Source organism: Caenimonas sp. SL110, assembly GCF_001044395.1.
Classification (GTDB): domain Bacteria; phylum Pseudomonadota; class Gammaproteobacteria; order Burkholderiales; family Burkholderiaceae_C; genus Ramlibacter.
The window spans coordinates 1-19,021 of sequence record NZ_JANU01000010.1 but is presented as its reverse complement, the minus strand read 5'-3'; the positions used below and the strand labels follow the sequence as shown (position 1 = coordinate 19,021).

Below are 19,021 nucleotides of genomic sequence, written 5' to 3'. Positions count from 1 at the left end.
GTTCAAACAGCATGGCGATCCGGTATCTCAAACGCGGCAGGAGCGAAGCCGACACGGCGCAGGACGACGGCAAGGTACGCGCCACCGTCGAGCGAATCTTGAAGGAGATCGAGACGCGCGGCGACGCGGCTGTGCGCGAACTCTCTACCCAGTTCGACAAATGGACCCCGCAGGCGTTCCGGCTCACGCAGGCCCAGATCGAGGCCGCAGTCAGCAAGCTGTCGCCGCGCGAGATCGAGGACATCCGGTTCGCGCAGACGCAGATCCGCAGGTTTGCGCAGGCGCAACTCGCGTCGATGCACGAAATCGAGGTCGAGACGCTGCCCGGTGTGTTTCTCGGCCACAAGCACGTGCCGGTGCAGGCCGTGGGCTGCTATATCCCCGGCGGCAAGTACCCCATGATTGCATCGGCGCACATGAGCGTGCTCACCGCCAAGGTGGCGGGCGTGAGCCGCATCGTGGCGACCGCGCCGCCGTTTGAGGGCGAGCCCCATCCCGCGATCGTCACCGCCATGCACTTCGCGGGCGCCGATGAAATCCTCGTGCTCGGCGGCATCCAGGCGGTCGGCGCGATGGCCATCGGCACCGAGTCGATCGCGCCGGTGGACATGCTGGTCGGGCCGGGCAACATGTTTGTGGCCGAGGCCAAGCGGCAGCTGTTCGGTCGCGTGGGCATCGACCTGTTCGCCGGACCTACCGAGACACTGGTGATCGCGGACCACACAGCCGACGCCGAGATGTGCGCGGTGGACCTGCTGGGCCAGGCCGAGCATGGTCCGACCTCGCCGGCCGTATTGCTGACCACCGACGAAGCGCTGGCGGCGGCGACCATCGCCGAGATCGAGCGCCAGCTGCAAATCCTGCCCACGGCCGGCATCGCGCGCGAAGCCTGGGCACAGTACGGCCAGGTGATCGTCTGCGACACTGTCGATGAAGTCGTCGCCACCGCGGATGCGCTGGCGTTCGAGCACGTGCAGGTGCTCACCGCGGACCCGGACATCTTCCTGGCACGCCTGAAGAACTACGGCGCGCTCTTTCTCGGCGCGCGCACCAACGTCAGTTTTGGCGACAAGGTGATCGGCACCAACCACACCTTGCCCACCAAGCGCAGCGCGCGTTTCACCGGTGGCTTGTGGGTCGGCAAGTTCCTCAAGACCTGCACCTACCAGCGCGTCACGACCGACAGCGCATCGGCCATGATCGGCGAGTACTGCTCGCGCCTGTGCCACATGGAACACTTCGCCGGACACGGCGAACAGGCCAACCTGCGGGTGCGACGCTACGGCACGCGCGGCGATGTGCCGTGGTACGAGCCGGTGCAGGCGCTGACCTGAAGCCGCGCGATGAAGACGCCGAGCTTTCGCCTGGACGGGCGGCGGGCGCTTGTGACGGGCGGCAGCCGGGGCATAGGCCTGGCGGCCGCGCACGCGCTCGCACAGGCTGGCGCGCACGTCGTCATTGCGGCGCGCAGCCAGGCAGAACTGGCCCAGGCATGCCTGGCCATCGAGCGGGAGGGCGGGCACGCACAGGCGCTTTGCCTGGATGTGACCGATGCGGGCGCGGTTGCGACGTCGGTTGAAGCGCTGGGGCCCTTCCAGATACTGGTCAACAGTGCAGGCATGAACCGCCCGGCATTGCTGAGCGACACACTCGATGCGGACCTGGACGCTGTGCTCGATCTCAATGTGAAGGCCGCGTTCTATGTGACCCGTGCCGTTGCAGCAGGGCTTCAGCGCGCCGGTCTTGCGGGGAGCCTGATCCAGGTCTCATCGCAGATGGGGCATGTGGGCGGGCCGCGGCGCACGGTGTACTGCGCCACCAAGCATGCGCTGGAAGGGTTCACCAAGGCGCTCGCCTGGGAGCTGGGCGCCTGCGGCATCCGGGTCAATACCTTGTGCCCCACCTTTATCGAAACCGACATGACACGCCCGATGTTCAAGGATGAGGTGTTCCGTGACTACGTGACCTCGCGCATTGCGCTTGGACGCATAGGGCAGCTGGAGGACATCATGGGCGCTGTGGTGTTCCTGGCCAGCGATGCGTCCAGCATGGTGACTGGTTCGGCGCTGATGGTGGACGGCGGTTGGACTGCAGCCTAGCCCGGTTGGGCCGTAGCTTCAGACAAACAGGCTGAGGTTCGTCAGGACAATCGAGGTCAGCGAAGGCCCGCGGGTGCAACCGTCCAGGCTCGAGAGCAAGAGCGTTGGCAGTGATACGAGCGCCACCACGAGCACGTCGCGTGACTGCATCGGAAGGAAATTGGTGAGGGCGATTGCGGCTTTCATGGGATTGAGTATCTGGAAACTCGCTTGTGCGCGATGCCCTCCAGATGCGCAACCGGACGAGAGCCAATCTGTCTGCCCAACCGTAGGCCGTGCCCGACAGCATGTCAGCCTTGCCTACACAGCCGTTAGCCTTTTCGCGCAGCCTCGATTGCCGCGATGTCGATTTTGGTCATTTCCATCATGGCCTCGAACGCACGCTTTGCCGCCGCCGGGTCCGGGTCGATGATGGCCTGCGTCAGCGCGCGAGGGGTGATCTGCCACGACAGGCCCCACTTGTCCTTGCACCAGCCGCAGGCGCTTTCCTGGCCGCCGTTGGAGACGATGGCGTTCCACAGGCGATCGGTCTCGGCCTGGTCGTCGGTGGCGACCTGGAACGAGAACGCCTCGGTGTGTTTGAACATGGGCCCACCGTTGAGTCCGAGGCAGGGGATGCCCATGACTGTGAACTCAACAGTGATCACGTCGCCCTGCTTGCCGGATGGGTAGTCGCCGGGGGCGTGATGAACCGCCTTCACGGCGCTGTCGGGAAAGGTCTTGGCATAGAACTGCGCCGCCTCCAGGGCGGTGCCGTCGTACCAGAGGCAGATCGTGTTCTTGCTGGTGGGTTGCTGGGTCATGGCTGGGTTCTCCGGTGAAGTGAAGAGGAAGAGCAAGAGGAATGGCCCTCTGCGTCAACGACGAATGAGACCGTGCGCGATCGACATCTGGCGCTGACAAGCCCTATCGCATGAGCCTCAGGTGGCGCGCGCGACGGCTTGCACCGCTCGCTGCACGCCGCCCTGGCCCACCGGGATGCCCTGTGTGCGCAACGCCGCTTCCACGCCGGCGATCGCGCCCAGGATCATCGCGACGTTGCAGTCGCCCAGGTGTCCGATGCGAAACGCGCGACCCAGCATCGGCCCCAGGCCACCGGCGATCGCGACCTGGTATCGCTCGCGTGCGACGGTGCGTAGCGCCTCGACGTCGATGTTCGATGCAACCGTGATCGCGGTGACCGAAACGGACCGCGATGCAGGGTCACAGGCAAGAAAGTCCAGCGCGCCGCCTTCTCTCCAGCCCTCGACTGCGGCATGCACGGCGCTGGCAACCAGCTCGTGCCGCTTCCACACGGTGGGCAAGCCCTCGGCGAACACCAGGCCGAGAGCCGCCTCCAGCCCGCAGAGGAGGTTGATCGGTGGGGTGCCGCAGAATTTCACGTACGACAGGCTGCTCTTGCGCCGCGCCCAGTCCCAGTAAAACCGCGGCGCCTTGACGTCTTTGGAGTGCGCCAATGCGCGCGCGTTGACGGCCGTGAAGCTCAGGCCGGGTGGGCACATCAGGCCCTTTTGCGACGCACCGATGGCGACGTCCACGCCCAGTGCATCGAAGTCGAACGGACAGGCGGCCAGTGATGCGACAACGTCCGCGACAAACAGGGCAGGGTGGCCCAGCCGGTCCAGCATCGGCCGGATCGGCGCGAGGTCGCTGGTGACACTGCTGGCAGTGTCGGTGTGAACAACGAAGACCGCGCGGATCGCGTGGTTGCGGTCCGCGCGCAGTGCTTGTTCCATTGCAGCGAGATCGATGGGATAGCCCTCGCGCCAGGGCGTGCGCACGACCTCTCGTCCCAGTGCTTCGCTTTGCACGGCCCACGATTCGCTGAAGTGGCCGGTGCCGCAGACCAGCACCGTCTCGCCGATGGCTGCGACGTTCTCGATGACGGCTTCCCAGCCGCCATGTCCGTTGGCGGCGTAGAAGAAGACGTCCGCTTCACGCGTGTGCAACAGGCGCTTCAAGCCCTGCTCGCACGCGGCAATGGTTGCGTCGACGCGGGGGTCGGCCAGGTCCATGGGCTGCTGGGCCATCGCATGCAGCACGGCGTCCGGGATGGGCGTCGGGCCGGGGGAGTGGAGAAATCGGCGGCCGGGGATTCGTGATGCGGGCATGGGACGGATCGTAGCGGTATCCAGATTCCCGCTGGGCCCGGCTATGCTGGCGCCATGACCACCATCACCTTGAATGACGGATCGACGCAGGAGTTGCCGCACGTCGATGCGCTGGGCGCAACGAACTGCGGCTGTCCCGGCGTCTGGCGATTCGAAGGCGCGTCGCCGGGCCCGCACGTTGCGATCACGGCATTGATCCACGGCAACGAAGTCTGCGGCGCCGCAGCCCTGTGGGACTGGATGCAGCGCGCAAGTCGTGCTCCGGCATTTCGCAGTGGCCGCCTGACATTGGCGTTCTGCAACCTCGCGGCTTATGCGAAGCTCGATGACGAAACCAAGCAGGCCTGCCGCAAACTTGACGAGGACCTCAACCGCGTGTGGGGGCGGGTCGATGCATCGCCCGCGGGCATGGAGTCGAGCGAGATGCAAAGGGCCCGAGAAATCCTGCCCTTCATCGGCGACGCCGATGTGCTGCTCGACATTCATTCGATGAGTGGCGAAGCGCCTGCGCTGGGGCTGGTGGGGCGCGCGGCAAAGAACGTGGACTTCGCGCGCCGGCTCGGCGTACCTTCACTGCTGGTGCAGGACTCGGGACACGCAGCCGGATTTCGCCTGATTGACCGGCACCCGTTTGCCACGCCGGGCGAATCTGCAGTGGCGATGCTCATCGAATGCGGCCAGCACTTCAGCCGCGCGGCATTCGATGTGGCGGCCCAGGCCGTCGACCGAACGGTGGCCGTGTTCCTGGGTGGAGCCGAGCTTGCGCCTGTGTCTGCTCAATCCGTGATCGAGGTGACGCAAGCGGTGACCATCGAGTCCGAGGATTTCCGGTTCACACAGGAGTGGCCCAACATGGGCTGCATTCCAAAGGCCGGCACGCTGTTGGCGCATGACGGTGAGCTTGAAGTTCGCACGCCTTACGACGACGCGTTTTTGATCATGCCGGCGTCGGCTCGGGATCGGCGGCCCGGGCTGACGGCGGTGCGGTTTGGGCGGGTGGGGTGAGGGCGGCGGATCGGTCCGTTGTCGCTGGGGGAACCCTACGCAGTCACGCGCGGGCCTCCGGCAGCTCGATCTTGACCTCCAGCACCTCCAGGTTGCCCTGCCGTTCGAGCTGGACCTTGATGTCGTTTGGGTCGATCTTGATGTATTTGCTGATCACGGCAACCAGCTCGCGTTGCAACGCAGGCAGGTAGTCGGGCTCTGCAGCGTGGCGGCCACTGCGCTCGTGCGCAAGAATGATCTGCAGCCGCTCCTTGGCGACGCTCGCTGTTTTCTTTTTCTCGCCGAGCAGGAAGGAAAGGAAAGAGCCCATCGTCACTTGCCTCCGAACAGGCGCTTCAGGAAGCCGGTCTTGTGCGGATCGATGAAGCGCATGGGCACGTCCTTGCCGAGGAAGCGCTCAATGACGTCCTTGTAGGCCTCAGCGACGTCCGTGCCTTTCATGTGCACCGCCGGGACGCCCTGGTTGGAGGCCTGCAGCACCGTCTCGCTCTCGGGGATGACACCGATGAGCTTGATTCGCAGGATGTCCTTGATGTCCTCCAGCGAGAGCATCTGCCCCTGGTCCACGCGGTTCGGGTTGTAGCGCGTGATGAGCAGGTGCTCCTTGATCGGCTCCTTGCCTTCGATCGCGCGCTGCGTCTTGCTGGCGAGCATGCCCAGGATGCGGTCCGAGTCGCGCACCGACGAGACCTCCGGGTTGGTGACCACCAGTGCCTCATCCGCAAAGTGCATCGCCATCAACGCGCCGGTCTCGATGCCCGCGGGCGAATCGCACACGATGTATTCGAAGCCCATGTCGCCCAGGTCCTTCAGCACCTTCTCGACGCCTTCCCGGGACAGCGCATCCTTGTCGCGCGTCTGCGAAGCCGCAAGCACGAAGAGGTTTTCGCACTGCTTGTCCTTGATCAGCGCCTGGTTGAGGTTGGCCTCGCCCTGGATGACATTGATGAGGTCGTACACCACGCGTCGCTCGCAGCCCATGATGAGGTCGAGATTGCGCAGGCCCACGTCGAAGTCGATAACGGCCGTCTTGTGGCCCGCGAGCGCGAGGCCCGAAGCGAAGCTGGCGCTGGTGGTGGTCTTGCCGACCCCGCCTTTGCCCGAGGTGACGACGATGATTCTGGTCATTGGAATGTGGATCCTTGGAAATTCGTTAAAGCGCTTCGAGCACCAGCTTCCCGTCGCTGCCGCCCTCGAGGCGCACCTGCGTGGCCTTGCCGAGGACGTCGGCCGGAAACGGCACTTCGCTCGTGCGGTACACGCCGGCGATGGAGATGAGTTGAGGTTCGAGGCAGGTAGAGAAAATGCGCGCCTCGGTGTTGCCGCGCGCGCCCGCGATGGCCTTGCCCCGCAGCGGCGCATACACATGGATGTGACCATCCGCGATGATTTCCGCGCCGGCGTTGACCATGCTGAGCACGACGACATCACGCCCGCGCGCATAGACCTGCTGGCCGGAGCGAAGCGGTTTGTCGATCACGAGGGCGCTCTGTGAAATCACTTGCTCAGCAACAGGCGCGACCGGCGTGTCTTGCTCCCTCTCGCCGTGGGACAGGGCAGGCTCAGGGGAATCGTGCTGCGGTGTCTTCACCACATCCTCCCCCTTCGCCAGGCCGGCCTGAGACGCAGCCCGCATCTGTCCCTCACTCCCGCCCTTCACAGCCACCGGCATCAGACGGTGACCGCGCAGCAACTTCACCAGCCGCGCGAAATCCACATCGCCCGCCCCATGCAAGGGCGACAGGTCCACCACCAGTGCATCGTCCTCGAAGAAGTCCGGGATGTCGCCGAACCGCGCAGCCAGGTCGTCGGCCAGGGCCGCGAGGTCGGTGGACTTGAGCAGCAGCGCGACCAGGGGAAGGTTCGCGCTCTTGATCTCGAAAGTGGCAGGGGCGCGTCCTGCGAGGGAGACGGTCATTGAAACGTGAAGCGGGGGCTTTGGAGGGCGAAGGGCGATGACGAAGGGCGGCGCAGTTTAACAGTGACCTGCGGGCTGCGTTGTGACGTTCTTGTTGCGAAATGCACCTGCCTGGCGAACCGGCGAGTGCATCGCTGCCAAAGAGCGATGGTGGCTCTGCCGGTGCGTCGGCAGAAGCAACGACGTGTCAGTAACGACCGCCGCCGTAGCCGCCCTTTCTCGATGATGGCGCGCAACAGGGTGCGCAGGGGGAAAGCGGGGCCTCGGCCTGCGGTGGCGATGCGGCCCTAGCGAGTGCAGCGCTCTTTGCAAACCTTTTGATTCGCGCCCAGGATGCGCCTGGAGGCAAGCTCAGCAAGCGGCCGGAAGCCGCCGCATTTGAAGCAGCTCATGGAACCTGGGCGGGCTGAGGAGAGGACCACGGCACCCGGGGGCTTGCCCCGGGAATAGCGCAGCCCGTCGTCGGAGATGACGCTTGAGTGAGAGGCGGAGGACATCGTGACGCTCCGGCGGCGGCCGAAGGTGAGGTGACTGGGCGCCGATTTTAAACCTCGATGGGGCAGGCAGGCCCCATCGCCCTGAAAGACCCCGTACAGGCGCGGGGGCCGCAAGAGACGAGGGAGCGCCTGTCAACCGGCACGGCGGCGAGGAACTGCATCAAGCGGCCTGAGGTTCGACAGCAGATTCGCGAGTTTGGCGCTCTCCACGGGTTTTGCGAAGTGTTCGTTGAATCCCGCCTCCAGTGCCGCAGCGCGATCTTGCGGCTGGCTGTACCCCGTGATGGCCACCAGCATCGGCGCCTCGGGCATGGTCAGCCGCAGCGTTCGGGCGAGTGCAAGGCCGTCGATCCCGGGCATTCCGGCGTGCCGCTGTTCGACAGAGCAGCGGTGTCGATTCTTGAAAGCGTGACGGTAAACGTGCTTCCTCGCCCCTCTCCGTCGCTTCTGGCCGCGATCCGTCCATCGTGCAGCTCCACCAACCGCTTGACCAGCGCAAGTCCGATTCCCAGGCCGCCCGCGGCTCGGTCGGACGTCCGCTCGGCCTGCACGAAAAGCTCGAAGCAACTCTCGATGAGCTTTGGGCTCATGCCCACCCCGTTGTCCTGTATCACGACCGAAATGTGCGTCGGGCTCTGTTCAAGGTTGACCGAAATCTCGCCTCCCGGCGGCGTGTACTTCGCGGCGTTGGTGAGAAGGTTAGTCACGACCTGGGTGAGCCGCTTGGCGTCGCCGCTTACCGTGGCGGCGAAGGGCGTGGTCTGGAAAATCAGGCGGTGCCGGCGTTGCTCGACGAGCGGCCGCACTTGCTCGAGCGCGTCCTGAAGGATGCTGCGCAGATCCAGCGGGACGCGATCGAGGTCCACGTGCCCCCGCGTCACGCGAGAAACGTCCAGCAGGTCGTCCACCAGCCCCGTGAGGTGTTGAACCTGGCGCGCCACGATCTCGCTGGTCTTGCGCACGCGCGCTTCGTCGTGCGCAGCCAATCGCAGCAAGCTGGCCGCGGATGCGATCGGCGCCAGCGGATTGCGTAACTCGTGCGCGAGCATCGCGAGGAATTCATCCTTCCTCCTGCCGGCATCCAGTAGCTGCTCCTCGGCCAATTTGCGGGTGGAAATGTCGCTTGCGCAGCCGAGCCACTCGACGATCTCGCCCCGCGTGTCCAGCAACGGCACGGCGCGCGAGACCGTCCATCCTCGACTTCCGTCCGCACGCAGCACCGGATGCTCCAGTTCGAAAGTTGACTTGGTGCGGATCGCCTCGTCGATCGCCTGCCTCACCGCTGCAATGTTCTCGGCAGGAACATAGTTTTCAATGCGCCACTCGCCCTTTTCGCCCGTGCCCTGGAGGAAGCCGCGTCCATTGAGTTCGTCGATGAAACGCCAGTCCGGGCTCATGCGGTAGATCACGTCGCCCGTGGCATCGCGCAAGGCGTTGAATCGGTGCTCGCTCGTACGCAGCGCGATCTCCGAAGCGACGCGCGCCGTGACGTCAATCGCTTGGTGGATGATGTGTGTGACCCGACCCTCCTGGTCCAGCACGGGCGAGTTGACCGGGCTCCAGTACCGCCTCTCGAAGCGACCTTCCTCCCGTGGACCCACTGGGATGTCGTACTGCAGGAGCCCGAGCGAGTCCCTGGTTTTCGACTGCATGACCCGTTGCAGGGACTCGAACAACCGGCGGACGCCGGTTGCCTGCGGATCGTTCGGGTTCTCGGGGAAGGCATCGAAGATGTGCCTGCCAAGGACGCTCTGCCTGGTGCGGGACGTCGCCTCCAAATAAGCGGGATTCACATCGACGATGACCAGGCGCGTGTCAAGGACGAGGTATGCACTCGCGGTGGACCTGAAGATGCCCTCGTAATCGAAGGGTGGGGCTGCTGGTCTTGTCATCGGGGAGATAGGTCGGTGATCCCCCAAGTTTCACTCAGGTCAGCAGTTCTGTGTTGTCGTGCAGAAGAAAGTTTGCTTTTGCTATGACCAGACCAGCACGAACACTCCAGTGCGCGAGAGCGGCGTCGTCATTGGTGTCGATGCGATCGGGCTCCAGGCAAGGTGTGCCCCGCTTGACTGAGATGCGTGCGACTTTCACAGAGAATGTCCGCACTACTTTGAGGAGGCTGGGCATGGTCACGATCGGCATCATCGGCGCGGGCATCATGGGTGAACGCATGTTGCGTGCGGCACAGGAACAGGCGTCGGACTTTGTTCAAGTCACCGGAATCTGGGACCCGTCGGCCGAAGCGTTGTCGCGGATCGGCGCGCTGGCGCCCCATGCGCACTCCGTGCCGGCGCTGATCGCGGCGGCGCAGTGCGTGTATGTCGCCTCACCCCCTGCAAGTCATCTGGAGTACGCGCGGGCCAGCCTGGAAGCCGGCAAGGCTGTGTTTTGCGAGAAGCCCCTGGCCGTGGATATGTCAACGGCGCGGGCGTTCGTCGAAGCGGTTGGGGGCGGTCGGGTTGCCGTGAATTTTCCGATGGCGTCATCGCCGGCAGTGGCGAAATTGGCCGACTGGCTGTCCACGGGGGTGGTGGGGACGCAGCTGCGGCTGGAAATCGAAGTTGGTTTCGCCGACTGGCCACGCTCGTGGCAGCGCGACGCGGCAGGGTGGCTGGATCGGCGTGCGCAGGGCGGCTTCACGCGGGAAGTGGTGTCGCACTTTCTCTTCCTGACGCGGCGGCTGTGCGGCGCGATGGTTTTGCAGGCGGGCCGGGCGCGCTTTGATTCGCCCGATACCAGCGAGCGAGCGATTGCAGCGCAGCTGACTGCGGGAGGGTTGCCAGCGACATTGACAGGCGGTGTGGGGACCACGCTCAAGGACGACCACAACACCTGGACATTGTGGGGCGATCGCGGAGCCATCCGGTTACGCGACTGGTCGATCGCAGAGCGGTTGGTTGATGGTGTGTGGGTGCCTGATCAAGCGGCAATGCCCAATGAACGAATGCGCTCGCTCGTGCTTCGACGGCAACTGGAGGGAGTGGAGCGAATGACGCTTGGCGACACGCATCACCTGGCCACCGTGCAGGAAGCGTTCGAGGTGCAGACGGTTGTGGAGGGGGTATTGGAGGGGTGGGTGCGGGAGTAGGTGGGTATGGGGGCGGCATCGCACCGGGATCTGCTGGTTCCGACGGTCTGGTTTGGGGTGGGAGCGGCCGGCAGGCGAATCTAGAGTTCTCGGCGGGGCACCCTGCGCCGCGCGAATACACTCCCAGCACAGCAGGAAATTCCGCGGAGTGGAGGACTTCCCATCATGGCAAACGACAAATCCGTCCAACAGCAAATGGCCGAAATCGAAGCATTCGTTCGCGGGCGGCCAGCAGTGTCGAATGAACGGCTGCTATTAGAACTAGATGAGCTTCTTCGATCGTTCCCAGACGAGGTGACCCTCGTCCAAGGTCACGAGGGCGCTGCGGAGTGGCTCGGACGTGCGCAAGCTGTTATGGAGCAATGGGACACCGTCTTCGCGATTTCGTTTCAAGCCGCTGTTGGCGACATGACATCGGGTCATTGGAATCGGCAGAAGCCTGCGCTCCAACGGCTGAAAGCTGAACTTGTGCGTGCCAGGCACGACGTTCTACTTCGTATGCCCGACACGGGAACCACGGTGGTCGGGATGGGCGAGCCATTCGTCTATTTCGATGAGGTGCGAAAGATTATTCAGCGAGCCCGCTTGGACCTTCTGTTCGTCGATCCCTACCTAAATGAGGACTTCGTCGCCCGGTATCTGCCATTTGTCACGGCCGGCACCAAGGTGAGGCTCCTTGGCCGCGAGAAGATGAAAACGTTATTGCCTGCCGTCGAGATGTTGCGCCAGCAGACTGGGCTCGATATCGAGGCCCGCTCAGGCTCAGGCTTCCATGACCGCTACGTTTTCGTCGACCAGTCTGAGTGCATCCAGTCAGGCGCCACCTTCCATCAAGGCGGCGTTAGGACGCCGACCGTTCTTACTCCCATCGTGGATGCAGCAGACACCTTGCGTGGCATCTATGAAAAACTGTGGACAGAGAGCTTGTGACTCTAGCGGGCGCACAGCGCCGACTCCGGCTTGTGGCATGACAATTGAGCGGCAGCTCCTGATGGAGGCTGCCAATTCGGAAGTTGACGGTGTCGGGGTGTTGAGCGCACGCGTTATAGGTCCAGGCTTGGGGGACAGCAAGCGCACGTTTCAAGTCCTCCTTCGCTAGCGCTAGCGCCAGTGCCAGTTCCGCGACCAGCAGCAGCACCGCCAAGTCGGATCTGAGGGCTTAACGGAGTCTTTCACAGGCTGCATCGGCCTTTTAGGGGGCTTGAGACCGAGGCGGCGGCGCTATTCAGGGCCTCGGCCAGTGGTTGGCGAACGTCTGCTTTCGGCCAATAGCGGCCGCCCGCACCAGCCGCTTAGCTCCGAAATACCGAAGAAGTGGCCGCGCAGCCAAATGCGCGGCGACACTGCTGATAAGGCTAGGAAGGAGCGGGCCAGCTCCGACAGAACGTGCGCTGATCGATTTGCTATGCGGCGCCATTCGCGCGCTTAGCTGATGCAAACACTGTGTCTGCCAGCGACTGACTCACACTGCCAAGAAGTTCGAGACTTGAGCGGACGTAGGCTGCACTTGGTACGGCGAACTCATGAGAATGACCAATGAGGCAGAACCCATGGACGGATCCGTTCTCTGCAAGTTCCCCAGGAACATCAGCGAAGCTCCCATCGCCATGAGCCAGGCCATTGCGAAATCGCCGGAGTACATCTAACTGCTTTCTATCGTGTTCGTTTGGAAACGGTACTACGTTCAAGGCGCTGCGAAAAAATTCATCTGATGCAGTCAATATGTCGGTCCCTCGACGAACCTTGAACTCGAACGCCAAGTTCTTTTGTGTATGAACGTACGCCCCCAGATCTTTGATGCTGGACTCGAACAGTGACCATAGGGAGACCACAAAACCGCATCGAAAGATTCTCGAAAGTAGCTGCTGCGATTCGTGGTGCACGATCGCCAAGTGATTTGATGCCTCATCTGCGGGCATCCCGCGCTTTCTTAGATCAGCTCGAGCGCGAACTGCGCCCTGATCGCTTTGATGGGAGATGGCTTCCTCTATCGCATCCAGAGCCGGCAAAAGGACCTCAAAGCGGGGGCCGGGATGGGGAAGCCACTCCAGGAAGAAGTCGAGGGAATTGTCGATTGACATTGCTTTACCGATCTACAAAAAATAGCTCTTGGCTGGCGGAAGTGGTTGAGAGAAATACAAAAAGGGCAACGTGCCTGGCGCGGGCAGAGCGAGTATGGCTGCTCTGGGTCGAGAGCAGACATCCCGGACCAATGATCAAAATTCGCGGGCTCTGCATATACTGTCAGCTCTAAAAATGAGAAGAAGGTGAGGGGGAGATGCTGTGGAATTGGTTTGGATTGGGTAAGCCCCCGGCGTTGTCCGCTTTCGATGGAGCGCTTCCAAGGGAGGAGTTAATCTTGAAAGGCCGAATGGCCTTTATTGACGATGAAGAGCCCTTGCTTCTGGATCACATTCGCAAGTCAGGCTTTGCTGTCGACCACGATCGCGATGGCAAAGACCTTCGAAACTACGAATTGCAGTTGTACGACGTTGCGATCGTGGACTATTACGGCGTCGGTCAGCATCTTGGCGCTGGGCAGGGCTTTGACCTTCTTAAACATCTGAAGCGAGTCTCACCTCGTACCCGACTCGTCGCGTATACCTCCAGAAGCTTGAACGCATCAGAATCTGAGTTCTTCAGACAGAGCCATGTTGTACTGCCAAAAGACTTGGGACTCGGAGACTCCTTAACCCTGATCGAGGACCAACTGAGGAAAGCGCTAAGCAAAGACCATCTCTTTGAAGCGTTGATAACTAAGCTCTCTGTTTCCAATGGCGAGGAGCGCGAACGGCTTCGACTTGTGCTTACTAATGCGCTTGGCGCAAGGAAGAAGGCGAAGGTCAAGGAGTACCTCGTCAAAGCAGTTGGTGTGGGCGCGGAGAAGACGGTCGAGGTCTTAATCGACAAGCTCTTCATCTAATGAAATCCCCTTCGCTCGTCCCGCTGACCGACCCGAATAGTCTAGAGATTCATGACGGTCTTAGTGTCCCCGCACCGACTTTCTGCCGAGAAGGAATCAAATCTAGAGGAGCTTGCAGGGACCACTATGCGGCGCTAATGCAATCTCCAGATCGTTGGTCTGAGTGCCCCTACGGCTTCACGACAAGAAGCTTCACATTTGATGGAAAAAAGTGGGCTGTCTCCGGTGTGATTGGTTTCCCCCGCTTTGGCTCTGAAGCAGAGCGCCAGATGGCCAAGAAGTTTCCGGATTCGCGTGTCAGTAGAGACACGATCGAATCCACAGTGTCTGTCTCCCGCGAACTCGAAAGGGTAAAGAGTGATGTGGTCGCAGAGGGCGCCAAAATATTGCCACAGGCTTTCCATGAATTGCGGAAGCTAAACGGAGCGGTTATTCAGCACGCCGAGCGTGCGATGACAGACCAAGGTGAAACTCGGAACCTATTGAGTATCAAGAGCGCCGCGGAGTTAATGCGGAACAATTTTGACATCCTCGAAGCGTTATCGAATATTGAGGGAATGAAATCACTTCCTGTTGATTCCACAGTCAATCTCTTTGATCTTGCCTTCAAGATGAAGCGCGTATATCAGGAGCGTGCGCTGGCTCGGAAAATGGGAATTCAAGTCAACGGCGTGCGCGCCATTATCCAGGGCAGCCAAAAATCTTTTCCACTGGTCCCGGCCGTATTACTCGAGAACGCCATTAAGTATGGAACTATAGGCGAGACGATACACATCGACATCACTGCGGAGGGTGGACGAGCTGTCCTCGTTGTAGAGAACCATTCCAATCGACCGATTGACCCCGTACGTTGCTTTGAGCGGGGTGTGCGCTTCTCCAATGACGTAGAGGGTGGAGGGTTCGGTCTTTTTCTCGCACGGGAAGTTGTCATCGCACACCGTGGCACGATCCGATGTGCGCCATCTACTGGGAGAGTAAAGATGATCGTTGAAATTCCGCTGGTAACTATCATCTAGTAGCCAGTCAGTAGTTCACATCCGCGCAGGAGGATCGCGTTCAACCGATGTCCGCTTTCGGCCAGAAGCGGACACATCGCCGCATACTGCGGCTTCACAAGCATCGCAAGGCAACGCCGCCGGCCTAGCTATCGACAGCTACTTCTCCGACCGCCGCTTCCAGTTGCGAGGGATCAAGCCCTTGCCCGACGCCTTGGTCCAGCGCTCCTTTGTCGCTGCCACGTAGCGCGGGTCGGACGGGAAATAAGCATGTTCAAGCAAAAGTACTTGCAAGCCGCTGCGTCCCTCAACCTCTTTGAAAAGGAAGTCGATGTGCTGCCGCATGGCCACGTAGTCTTCGTCTTCGGAAATGGAAATTTCGTCCGGCCGACTTTCATCTTCAGCCGAATCAATCTCGGCGACACCCCCATCCGCTTCGTCCTCAATTTCATCGGAATCTCTGCTCTGATTTGGGAAGTAGGGACGACTGAGCTGGTCCAACACGATGACGCCCGGTACTGGCCTTCGCTCTTTCTCGAAGTGCCTTTGCAGCCCAAACGCAAGTGCCACATGAACTGCCAGCCAGTTCTGGTCCGAACCTAAATCAGCCATTGAGAGCACCGCACCGTCAGGCCCATCCTCAATGACTGAAATCGACGGCTCTCGGGCTGAAAAGACAAGCTCTGCATCAACACAGGGTTCAACCTTGGGTAACTTTGAAAATACTTCAGAGGCGTACTGCGAAACGGCGGATTCCGCACGGCGCATGCGGATTCGTCGATTGTCCGCGTCTACCTGCGCTTCTAGGTCCGCAATCTCATCCCGCTGTTTAGTTAGGTCTTTAGCGGGCTTCAGGAGTTGGTCATCGACGGTTTCGAGAAAAAAGGTGGCCTTGCCACGAAAGAAGGATTGAAGCTGTGCTAGGTCGGCAAACTGCCTAGCCTCGGCAATCCGATTCAATGCCGATGCAACCGCAGCATCGAGTTGCCGGAGAAGTCCGCTGAGCTCCTCTACTCGTGTGTTCATTTGCGCTGCTGCTTCACCAAGCTGTGGCCGAAGACGTCCAATTGCGCTCGTTTCGGTGCGGATAGTTTCAAGCGAGTGCCGCATTGCCAACGCGGTCTCGGCGCCAGCTGTCGTTTCGGATTCGCATACGGGACACTTCGTGGGTACCTCCAGCAAGTGGAGATGCTCTGCAATTCGAAGCTTCTCGTGCTGGCTGCTAACTGCGGTCTCATAGTCCAGTGATTCTTGCTCAGTCACGGCTAGCGCTCGAAGCTTGCGTTTCGTCTGGTTCAGCTCTCTCAAAGCGACTTGGCGGCGCTCCTGCAAGATGTCCAGCTGGTCTGCGCCAGGGTACTGTAGCGGACGGGCCGCTGGCGATGCTGCATTGCGCACCAAGCTGATTAGCAAAGCCTCGTCAGCTTCCTCGGGTGCGCTCTCCACAAGTCCTAGCTGCTGTGCTTCACCGAGCAATACCCGAGACCGCTGCTTAAGGACGCTGTCTTTTGCGACGCGGGCCTCCTCACGAGCAGAATCAATCTCTAGGGCCCTACGTGCCTGGCGAAGACGTCTTTCCGCCGCTGCAGTCGAGCCGCTCACTACGCCCAGGAAGTACGGCATTGTCGAGACGATGGGGGGTGCTTTGCGATTGTCGTCAAGGCCATGAAGCAGGACCGTCTCGCTGTCAATGACCTCCTTGGTAACGAACATGTAGGGCGTGAACTGCCGGATTGACGGCCGGTCCGTAGAGTCTCGTTCGGTCTGCTCGGAATCAGCCACGGGCGAGGAGTCAATGCCGAACGCCTCGCCCAGTCTGGCTTTGCTAACCGCAACGAGTCCCCGGCCTTCAAACTCCTCGACGGAGCGAGGAGTCTTTAAGTTTCTCCCCGTGGTCACGTACATGTAGGAGTTCGGTGCCTTGCCGACAAGCGGGACTTGGCGGCACGAAATCATCTCGTCATCGCCCATCACCCACTTCACTCCAACGGCCACGCATCGGCGTCGCACATACACAGGCAGCTGGCACTTGGACGACCCGAGGCAAAAGTCTAACGCCTTAATGACTGCCGACTTGCCTGTCCCAGATGCACCGGTGATGATGTTCACACGATCAGCGTCCAGTTCGATTATGCGAAACGAATCCTCCTCGCCAATGAAGAAGACGCTCGCAATATTCCATCGCTTCATACAGAGACTCCCAATGCTTCTAGGACGGCCCTAGGGGAACCCATCCCGGCCATCCAACTTCCCAAAAGCCGGGCCCGCTTCAATGCGGCACCCGCCACGCCCATAGTGACGGCTTTGGGGAACTTTGTCTTAGTGCTCTCAACGGAACCGTCTGGCGTAAGCTTAAAAATGCCAGCTATACAACCAAACCGGATGGCAGCTGTCGTGATTTCAAGCGTCGAGTTGACCTTGTTGGCCAGACCGACCGAGATCTCCGGGTTTCGATTCATCCACAACGTGAACCCAGTCTCCCTGTTGCAACCATCGAAGGTAGGCGCCAGGTCCTCAGAGATCGCGAGGGGTACAACCAGATACACCAACGGGGTAGCGGGAGGCAGTCCCTCGCTCGTAACCTGATAGGCGGAACAAAATTGCGCGAGCACGGCACCGCAGAACGCTGGATTGGTTTCGGCGAAAACATCACGCGTGGCGATCACGGGTGGCCCTTTAACAGGGCAATGTAATCAGGGTGCCAACCGACTGTCTTTTCAACCGCCAAAACCTGATAGGTGCCACGCACGTAATAGGAAGCGCTCCAGTTCTTGGCAAAGGGATCGATTTCCTGGTGGGCTTGGGAGAACGACCATCGAAATATCTGCAGACCCGCAGCCCGCTTTGTATCTTCCGCGGCCGACTGATGCTGCTCGGCGACCGGCTCATGCCTATCACCCCATTCCTGAACTAAGTATTGGTCGTATCGATGAATACGACCAGCCATGTCCGCTCGCTCGGTCATCCACTTGTGGCGCTGCGACCTTGCCTTCCATTCTTCTCGCTGCGCCGAGCGAATCTCGGACTTGGTGCAGCTCACGAGCTCCAGCTGTGTAGCGATCATCGACGGGGGGCTGTGGTCGTCAGGCGGAGCATCGAATTGGAAGTCGGCGAGCAGTTCGTCTCGCGATAGCTCGCCCGCCATCTCGATCATTCGCTGCTGCACTTCAAGCTTGGTGATGAACCGATCTCGTTTTGCGCAGAACGAGTACACGATCTGAAGATCCCACCACTCCATCAGGCGCTGCGAAATCGCCTCACGCTGGTCAGGTGGAAACATTGTGAGCGTGGTCGTTATCTTGCGTTGAATCTTGTTGATGTCGTTCGCGGCCGGATGAATCGTTACTCTGGCGAGAAGTTTCTCGCGGATCACGCTCGAGAGGTTTAGGTAGGCAGAACAGCCGGCCAGCCGCTCAATGTGCGGCAGGGGGTTCTTGCCATTCTTCTTGGCCAGAGAATGCTCGTTCACCACGCGTTGAGCTTCTGCCTCCAGAAGCGTCAAGAGGTTCGCGCGTGAAGCCTTTTCATCCAGCAGCGGTGCCAAGACACTGCCGGATGGAAGCGTTGCTACCGTGACCAGCTGGAAGCGCGTATCGTCGAGACTGACCTTTGGGAGCACGTCGATCCACGCTCTGAGTGTCTTCCAAAGGGCTACGGAGGCCAAACTCACCGCCGCTGGCTTCATGCTCAGGGAATGTTTCAGCTGAACGAGGAGGGGGCGACCGTTTAGGACGATCTCCACATCATCCAGACGTTCTAGACACACTGTGGCGTCGTCTTCAGTAGCGTTGACGATGGCCAGTAGACCGTACAGGGACTGATAGTAGAAACCCAAGGCCGCATCGACGGCGGAATGTCCGCGATTTTCGGCAGTTGTCGCAAAATTCAAGTCGGCCTCCTATATCTCAGCGCGCTCGGCGCGAGCATCGACCCAAAGCTCCCCAAGCAACGCAGCCAAGTTCCTTTAGCAAACTGTAACGACTTTTTGATCATCGGCAGGTAGTTGCGCTCGACCCCCCGGCCGGAGAGCCGCACTTCTTCCGCCTAAGGCGGCGCAGTCACGACGGTTTAGCTCGTACAAGCTTCGCTCGATAGCTGCGAAAGAGACAAACTCTGGGGATCGCATGTCCCTAATTTCGATAATCCAATATCGTCACTAGCTATGTGAATCGGTTGGTGATGTCCACTTCGGATCGAAAGCAGACGTCGGGGCATCTGCTGAGGCGAGCATCCACCGCAACCCGCGAAACGCAATTTCGCAACCCCCTCGCGCGATCCATCAAACGAACTTACCGGGGCAGCCCGAGCCGACCACACGAGTGATGACAGCTCCCGCCCCAAGTGTTGCCCCCCAACCACCCACCCGCCCCGAGGTCTCTGACCCA

The 19,021-nt window shown here is 61.0% G+C and carries 20 protein-coding genes; 7 read left to right on the top strand and 13 right to left on the bottom strand.

From position 1 onward, the window contains the following. Window positions 1-11 precede the first annotated feature (11 nt). The gene (gene hisD, locus AQ12_RS07005; protein WP_048439176.1) at window positions 12-1,334 is read left to right on the top strand and encodes a histidinol dehydrogenase; all 1,323 of its coding nucleotides are present in this window, start codon (window positions 12-14) and stop codon (window positions 1,332-1,334) included. Window positions 1,335-1,343: 9 nt separating this feature from the next. Continuing rightward, on the top strand, window positions 1,344-2,099 hold the full coding sequence (locus AQ12_RS07000; RefSeq protein ID WP_048439175.1) for an SDR family NAD(P)-dependent oxidoreductase: 756 nt from the start codon (window positions 1,344-1,346) through the stop codon (window positions 2,097-2,099). 18 nt (window positions 2,100-2,117) lie between these two features. Here the strand turns inward: AQ12_RS07000 and AQ12_RS22950 are convergent, their stop codons facing one another. From AQ12_RS22950 to AQ12_RS06990, 3 genes are all read right to left on the bottom strand, one after another. Further along, the gene (locus AQ12_RS22950; protein ID WP_161798991.1) at window positions 2,118-2,285 is read right to left on the bottom strand and encodes a hypothetical protein; all 168 of its coding nucleotides are present in this window, start codon (window positions 2,283-2,285) and stop codon (window positions 2,118-2,120) included. A 125-nt stretch (window positions 2,286-2,410) separates the two neighbouring features. Continuing rightward, the gene (locus AQ12_RS06995) at window positions 2,411-2,902 is read right to left on the bottom strand and encodes a VOC family protein (RefSeq protein WP_048439174.1); all 492 of its coding nucleotides are present in this window, start codon (window positions 2,900-2,902) and stop codon (window positions 2,411-2,413) included. A gap of 117 nt (window positions 2,903-3,019) precedes the next feature. After that, window positions 3,020-4,210 carry an alanine--glyoxylate aminotransferase family protein gene (locus AQ12_RS06990; protein WP_048439173.1) on the bottom strand — a complete coding sequence of 397 codons (1,191 nt, stop codon included), beginning with the start codon at window positions 4,208-4,210 and terminating at the stop codon, window positions 3,020-3,022. 54 nt (window positions 4,211-4,264) lie between these two features. Here AQ12_RS06990 and AQ12_RS06985 point away from each other — a divergent pair, with 54 nt between their 5' ends. Further along, the gene (locus AQ12_RS06985) at window positions 4,265-5,215 is read left to right on the top strand and encodes a succinylglutamate desuccinylase/aspartoacylase family protein (protein ID WP_048439172.1); all 951 of its coding nucleotides are present in this window, start codon (window positions 4,265-4,267) and stop codon (window positions 5,213-5,215) included. A gap of 43 nt (window positions 5,216-5,258) precedes the next feature. Here AQ12_RS06985 and minE read toward each other — a convergent pair whose 3' ends face one another. From minE to AQ12_RS22680, 6 genes are all read right to left on the bottom strand, one after another. Continuing rightward, window positions 5,259-5,525, bottom strand: coding sequence for a cell division topological specificity factor MinE (gene minE, locus AQ12_RS06980; protein ID WP_048439171.1), 267 nt, complete (start codon window positions 5,523-5,525; stop codon window positions 5,259-5,261). Between the two features lie 2 nt (window positions 5,526-5,527). Further along, entirely contained in the window at window positions 5,528-6,343 is an 816-nt protein-coding gene (gene minD / locus AQ12_RS06975) for a septum site-determining protein MinD (RefSeq protein ID WP_048439170.1), read from the bottom strand. Window positions 6,344-6,368: 25 nt separating this feature from the next. Then, window positions 6,369-7,133, bottom strand: a complete 765-nt coding sequence (gene minC / locus AQ12_RS06970; RefSeq protein WP_048439169.1) for a septum site-determining protein MinC — start codon at window positions 7,131-7,133, stop codon at window positions 6,369-6,371. A 629-nt stretch (window positions 7,134-7,762) separates the two neighbouring features. Next, window positions 7,763-7,990, bottom strand: a complete 228-nt coding sequence (locus AQ12_RS21995; protein ID WP_082151440.1) for a response regulator — start codon at window positions 7,988-7,990, stop codon at window positions 7,763-7,765. Next, complete coding sequence (locus AQ12_RS21990; RefSeq protein WP_053076595.1) at window positions 7,945-9,522, bottom strand: ATP-binding protein; 1,578 nt, start codon at window positions 9,520-9,522, stop codon at window positions 7,945-7,947. Before AQ12_RS21990 ends, AQ12_RS21995 begins: the two co-directional genes overlap by 46 nt. Window positions 9,523-9,556: 34 nt before the next feature. Then, window positions 9,557-9,757, bottom strand: a complete 201-nt coding sequence (locus tag AQ12_RS22680) for a hypothetical protein (RefSeq protein ID WP_152682708.1) — start codon at window positions 9,755-9,757, stop codon at window positions 9,557-9,559. On the opposite strand from AQ12_RS22680, the gene AQ12_RS06960 reads away from it, so the two are divergent. Further along, complete coding sequence (locus AQ12_RS06960) at window positions 9,756-10,718, top strand: Gfo/Idh/MocA family protein (protein WP_152682707.1); 963 nt, start codon at window positions 9,756-9,758, stop codon at window positions 10,716-10,718. The genes AQ12_RS22680 and AQ12_RS06960 overlap by 2 nt on opposite strands. Window positions 10,719-10,883: 165 nt before the next feature. Continuing rightward, window positions 10,884-11,648, top strand: coding sequence for a hypothetical protein (locus AQ12_RS06955; protein ID WP_048439167.1), 765 nt, complete (start codon window positions 10,884-10,886; stop codon window positions 11,646-11,648). A 473-nt stretch (window positions 11,649-12,121) separates the two neighbouring features. Here the strand turns inward: AQ12_RS06955 and AQ12_RS22675 are convergent, their stop codons facing one another. Beyond that, entirely contained in the window at window positions 12,122-12,799 is a 678-nt protein-coding gene (locus tag AQ12_RS22675) for a hypothetical protein (protein WP_152682706.1), read from the bottom strand. 278 nt (window positions 12,800-13,077) lie between these two features. On the opposite strand from AQ12_RS22675, the gene AQ12_RS06945 reads away from it, so the two are divergent. Both AQ12_RS06945 and AQ12_RS06940 read left to right on the top strand, forming a co-directional pair. After that, window positions 13,078-13,641, top strand: a complete 564-nt coding sequence (locus AQ12_RS06945; RefSeq protein ID WP_152682705.1) for a hypothetical protein — start codon at window positions 13,078-13,080, stop codon at window positions 13,639-13,641. A 137-nt stretch (window positions 13,642-13,778) separates the two neighbouring features. Beyond that, window positions 13,779-14,657 (top strand): HAMP domain-containing sensor histidine kinase, encoded by an 879-nt coding sequence (locus tag AQ12_RS06940; RefSeq protein ID WP_161798990.1) that lies wholly within the window; start codon window positions 13,779-13,781, stop codon window positions 14,655-14,657. Between the two features lie 138 nt (window positions 14,658-14,795). On the opposite strand, the gene AQ12_RS06935 is transcribed toward AQ12_RS06940, so the two are convergent. Genes AQ12_RS06935 through AQ12_RS06925 form a run of 3 tightly spaced genes read right to left on the bottom strand, consistent with a single transcriptional unit; the run spans window position 14,796 to window position 18,525 of the window. Beyond that, window positions 14,796-16,826 carry a DUF3732 domain-containing protein gene (locus AQ12_RS06935; protein WP_048439163.1) on the bottom strand — a complete coding sequence of 677 codons (2,031 nt, stop codon included), beginning with the start codon at window positions 16,824-16,826 and terminating at the stop codon, window positions 14,796-14,798. After that, on the bottom strand, window positions 16,823-17,302 hold the full coding sequence (locus AQ12_RS23515) for a three component ABC system middle component (protein ID WP_048439162.1): 480 nt from the start codon (window positions 17,300-17,302) through the stop codon (window positions 16,823-16,825). Before AQ12_RS23515 ends, AQ12_RS06935 begins: the two co-directional genes overlap by 4 nt. After that, window positions 17,299-18,525: an ABC-three component system protein gene (locus AQ12_RS06925; RefSeq protein WP_048439161.1), complete on the bottom strand. Its 1,227-nt coding sequence runs from the start codon at window positions 18,523-18,525 to the stop codon at window positions 17,299-17,301. The genes AQ12_RS23515 and AQ12_RS06925 overlap by 4 nt, the downstream gene beginning before the upstream one ends. Window positions 18,526-19,021 lie beyond the last annotated feature (496 nt).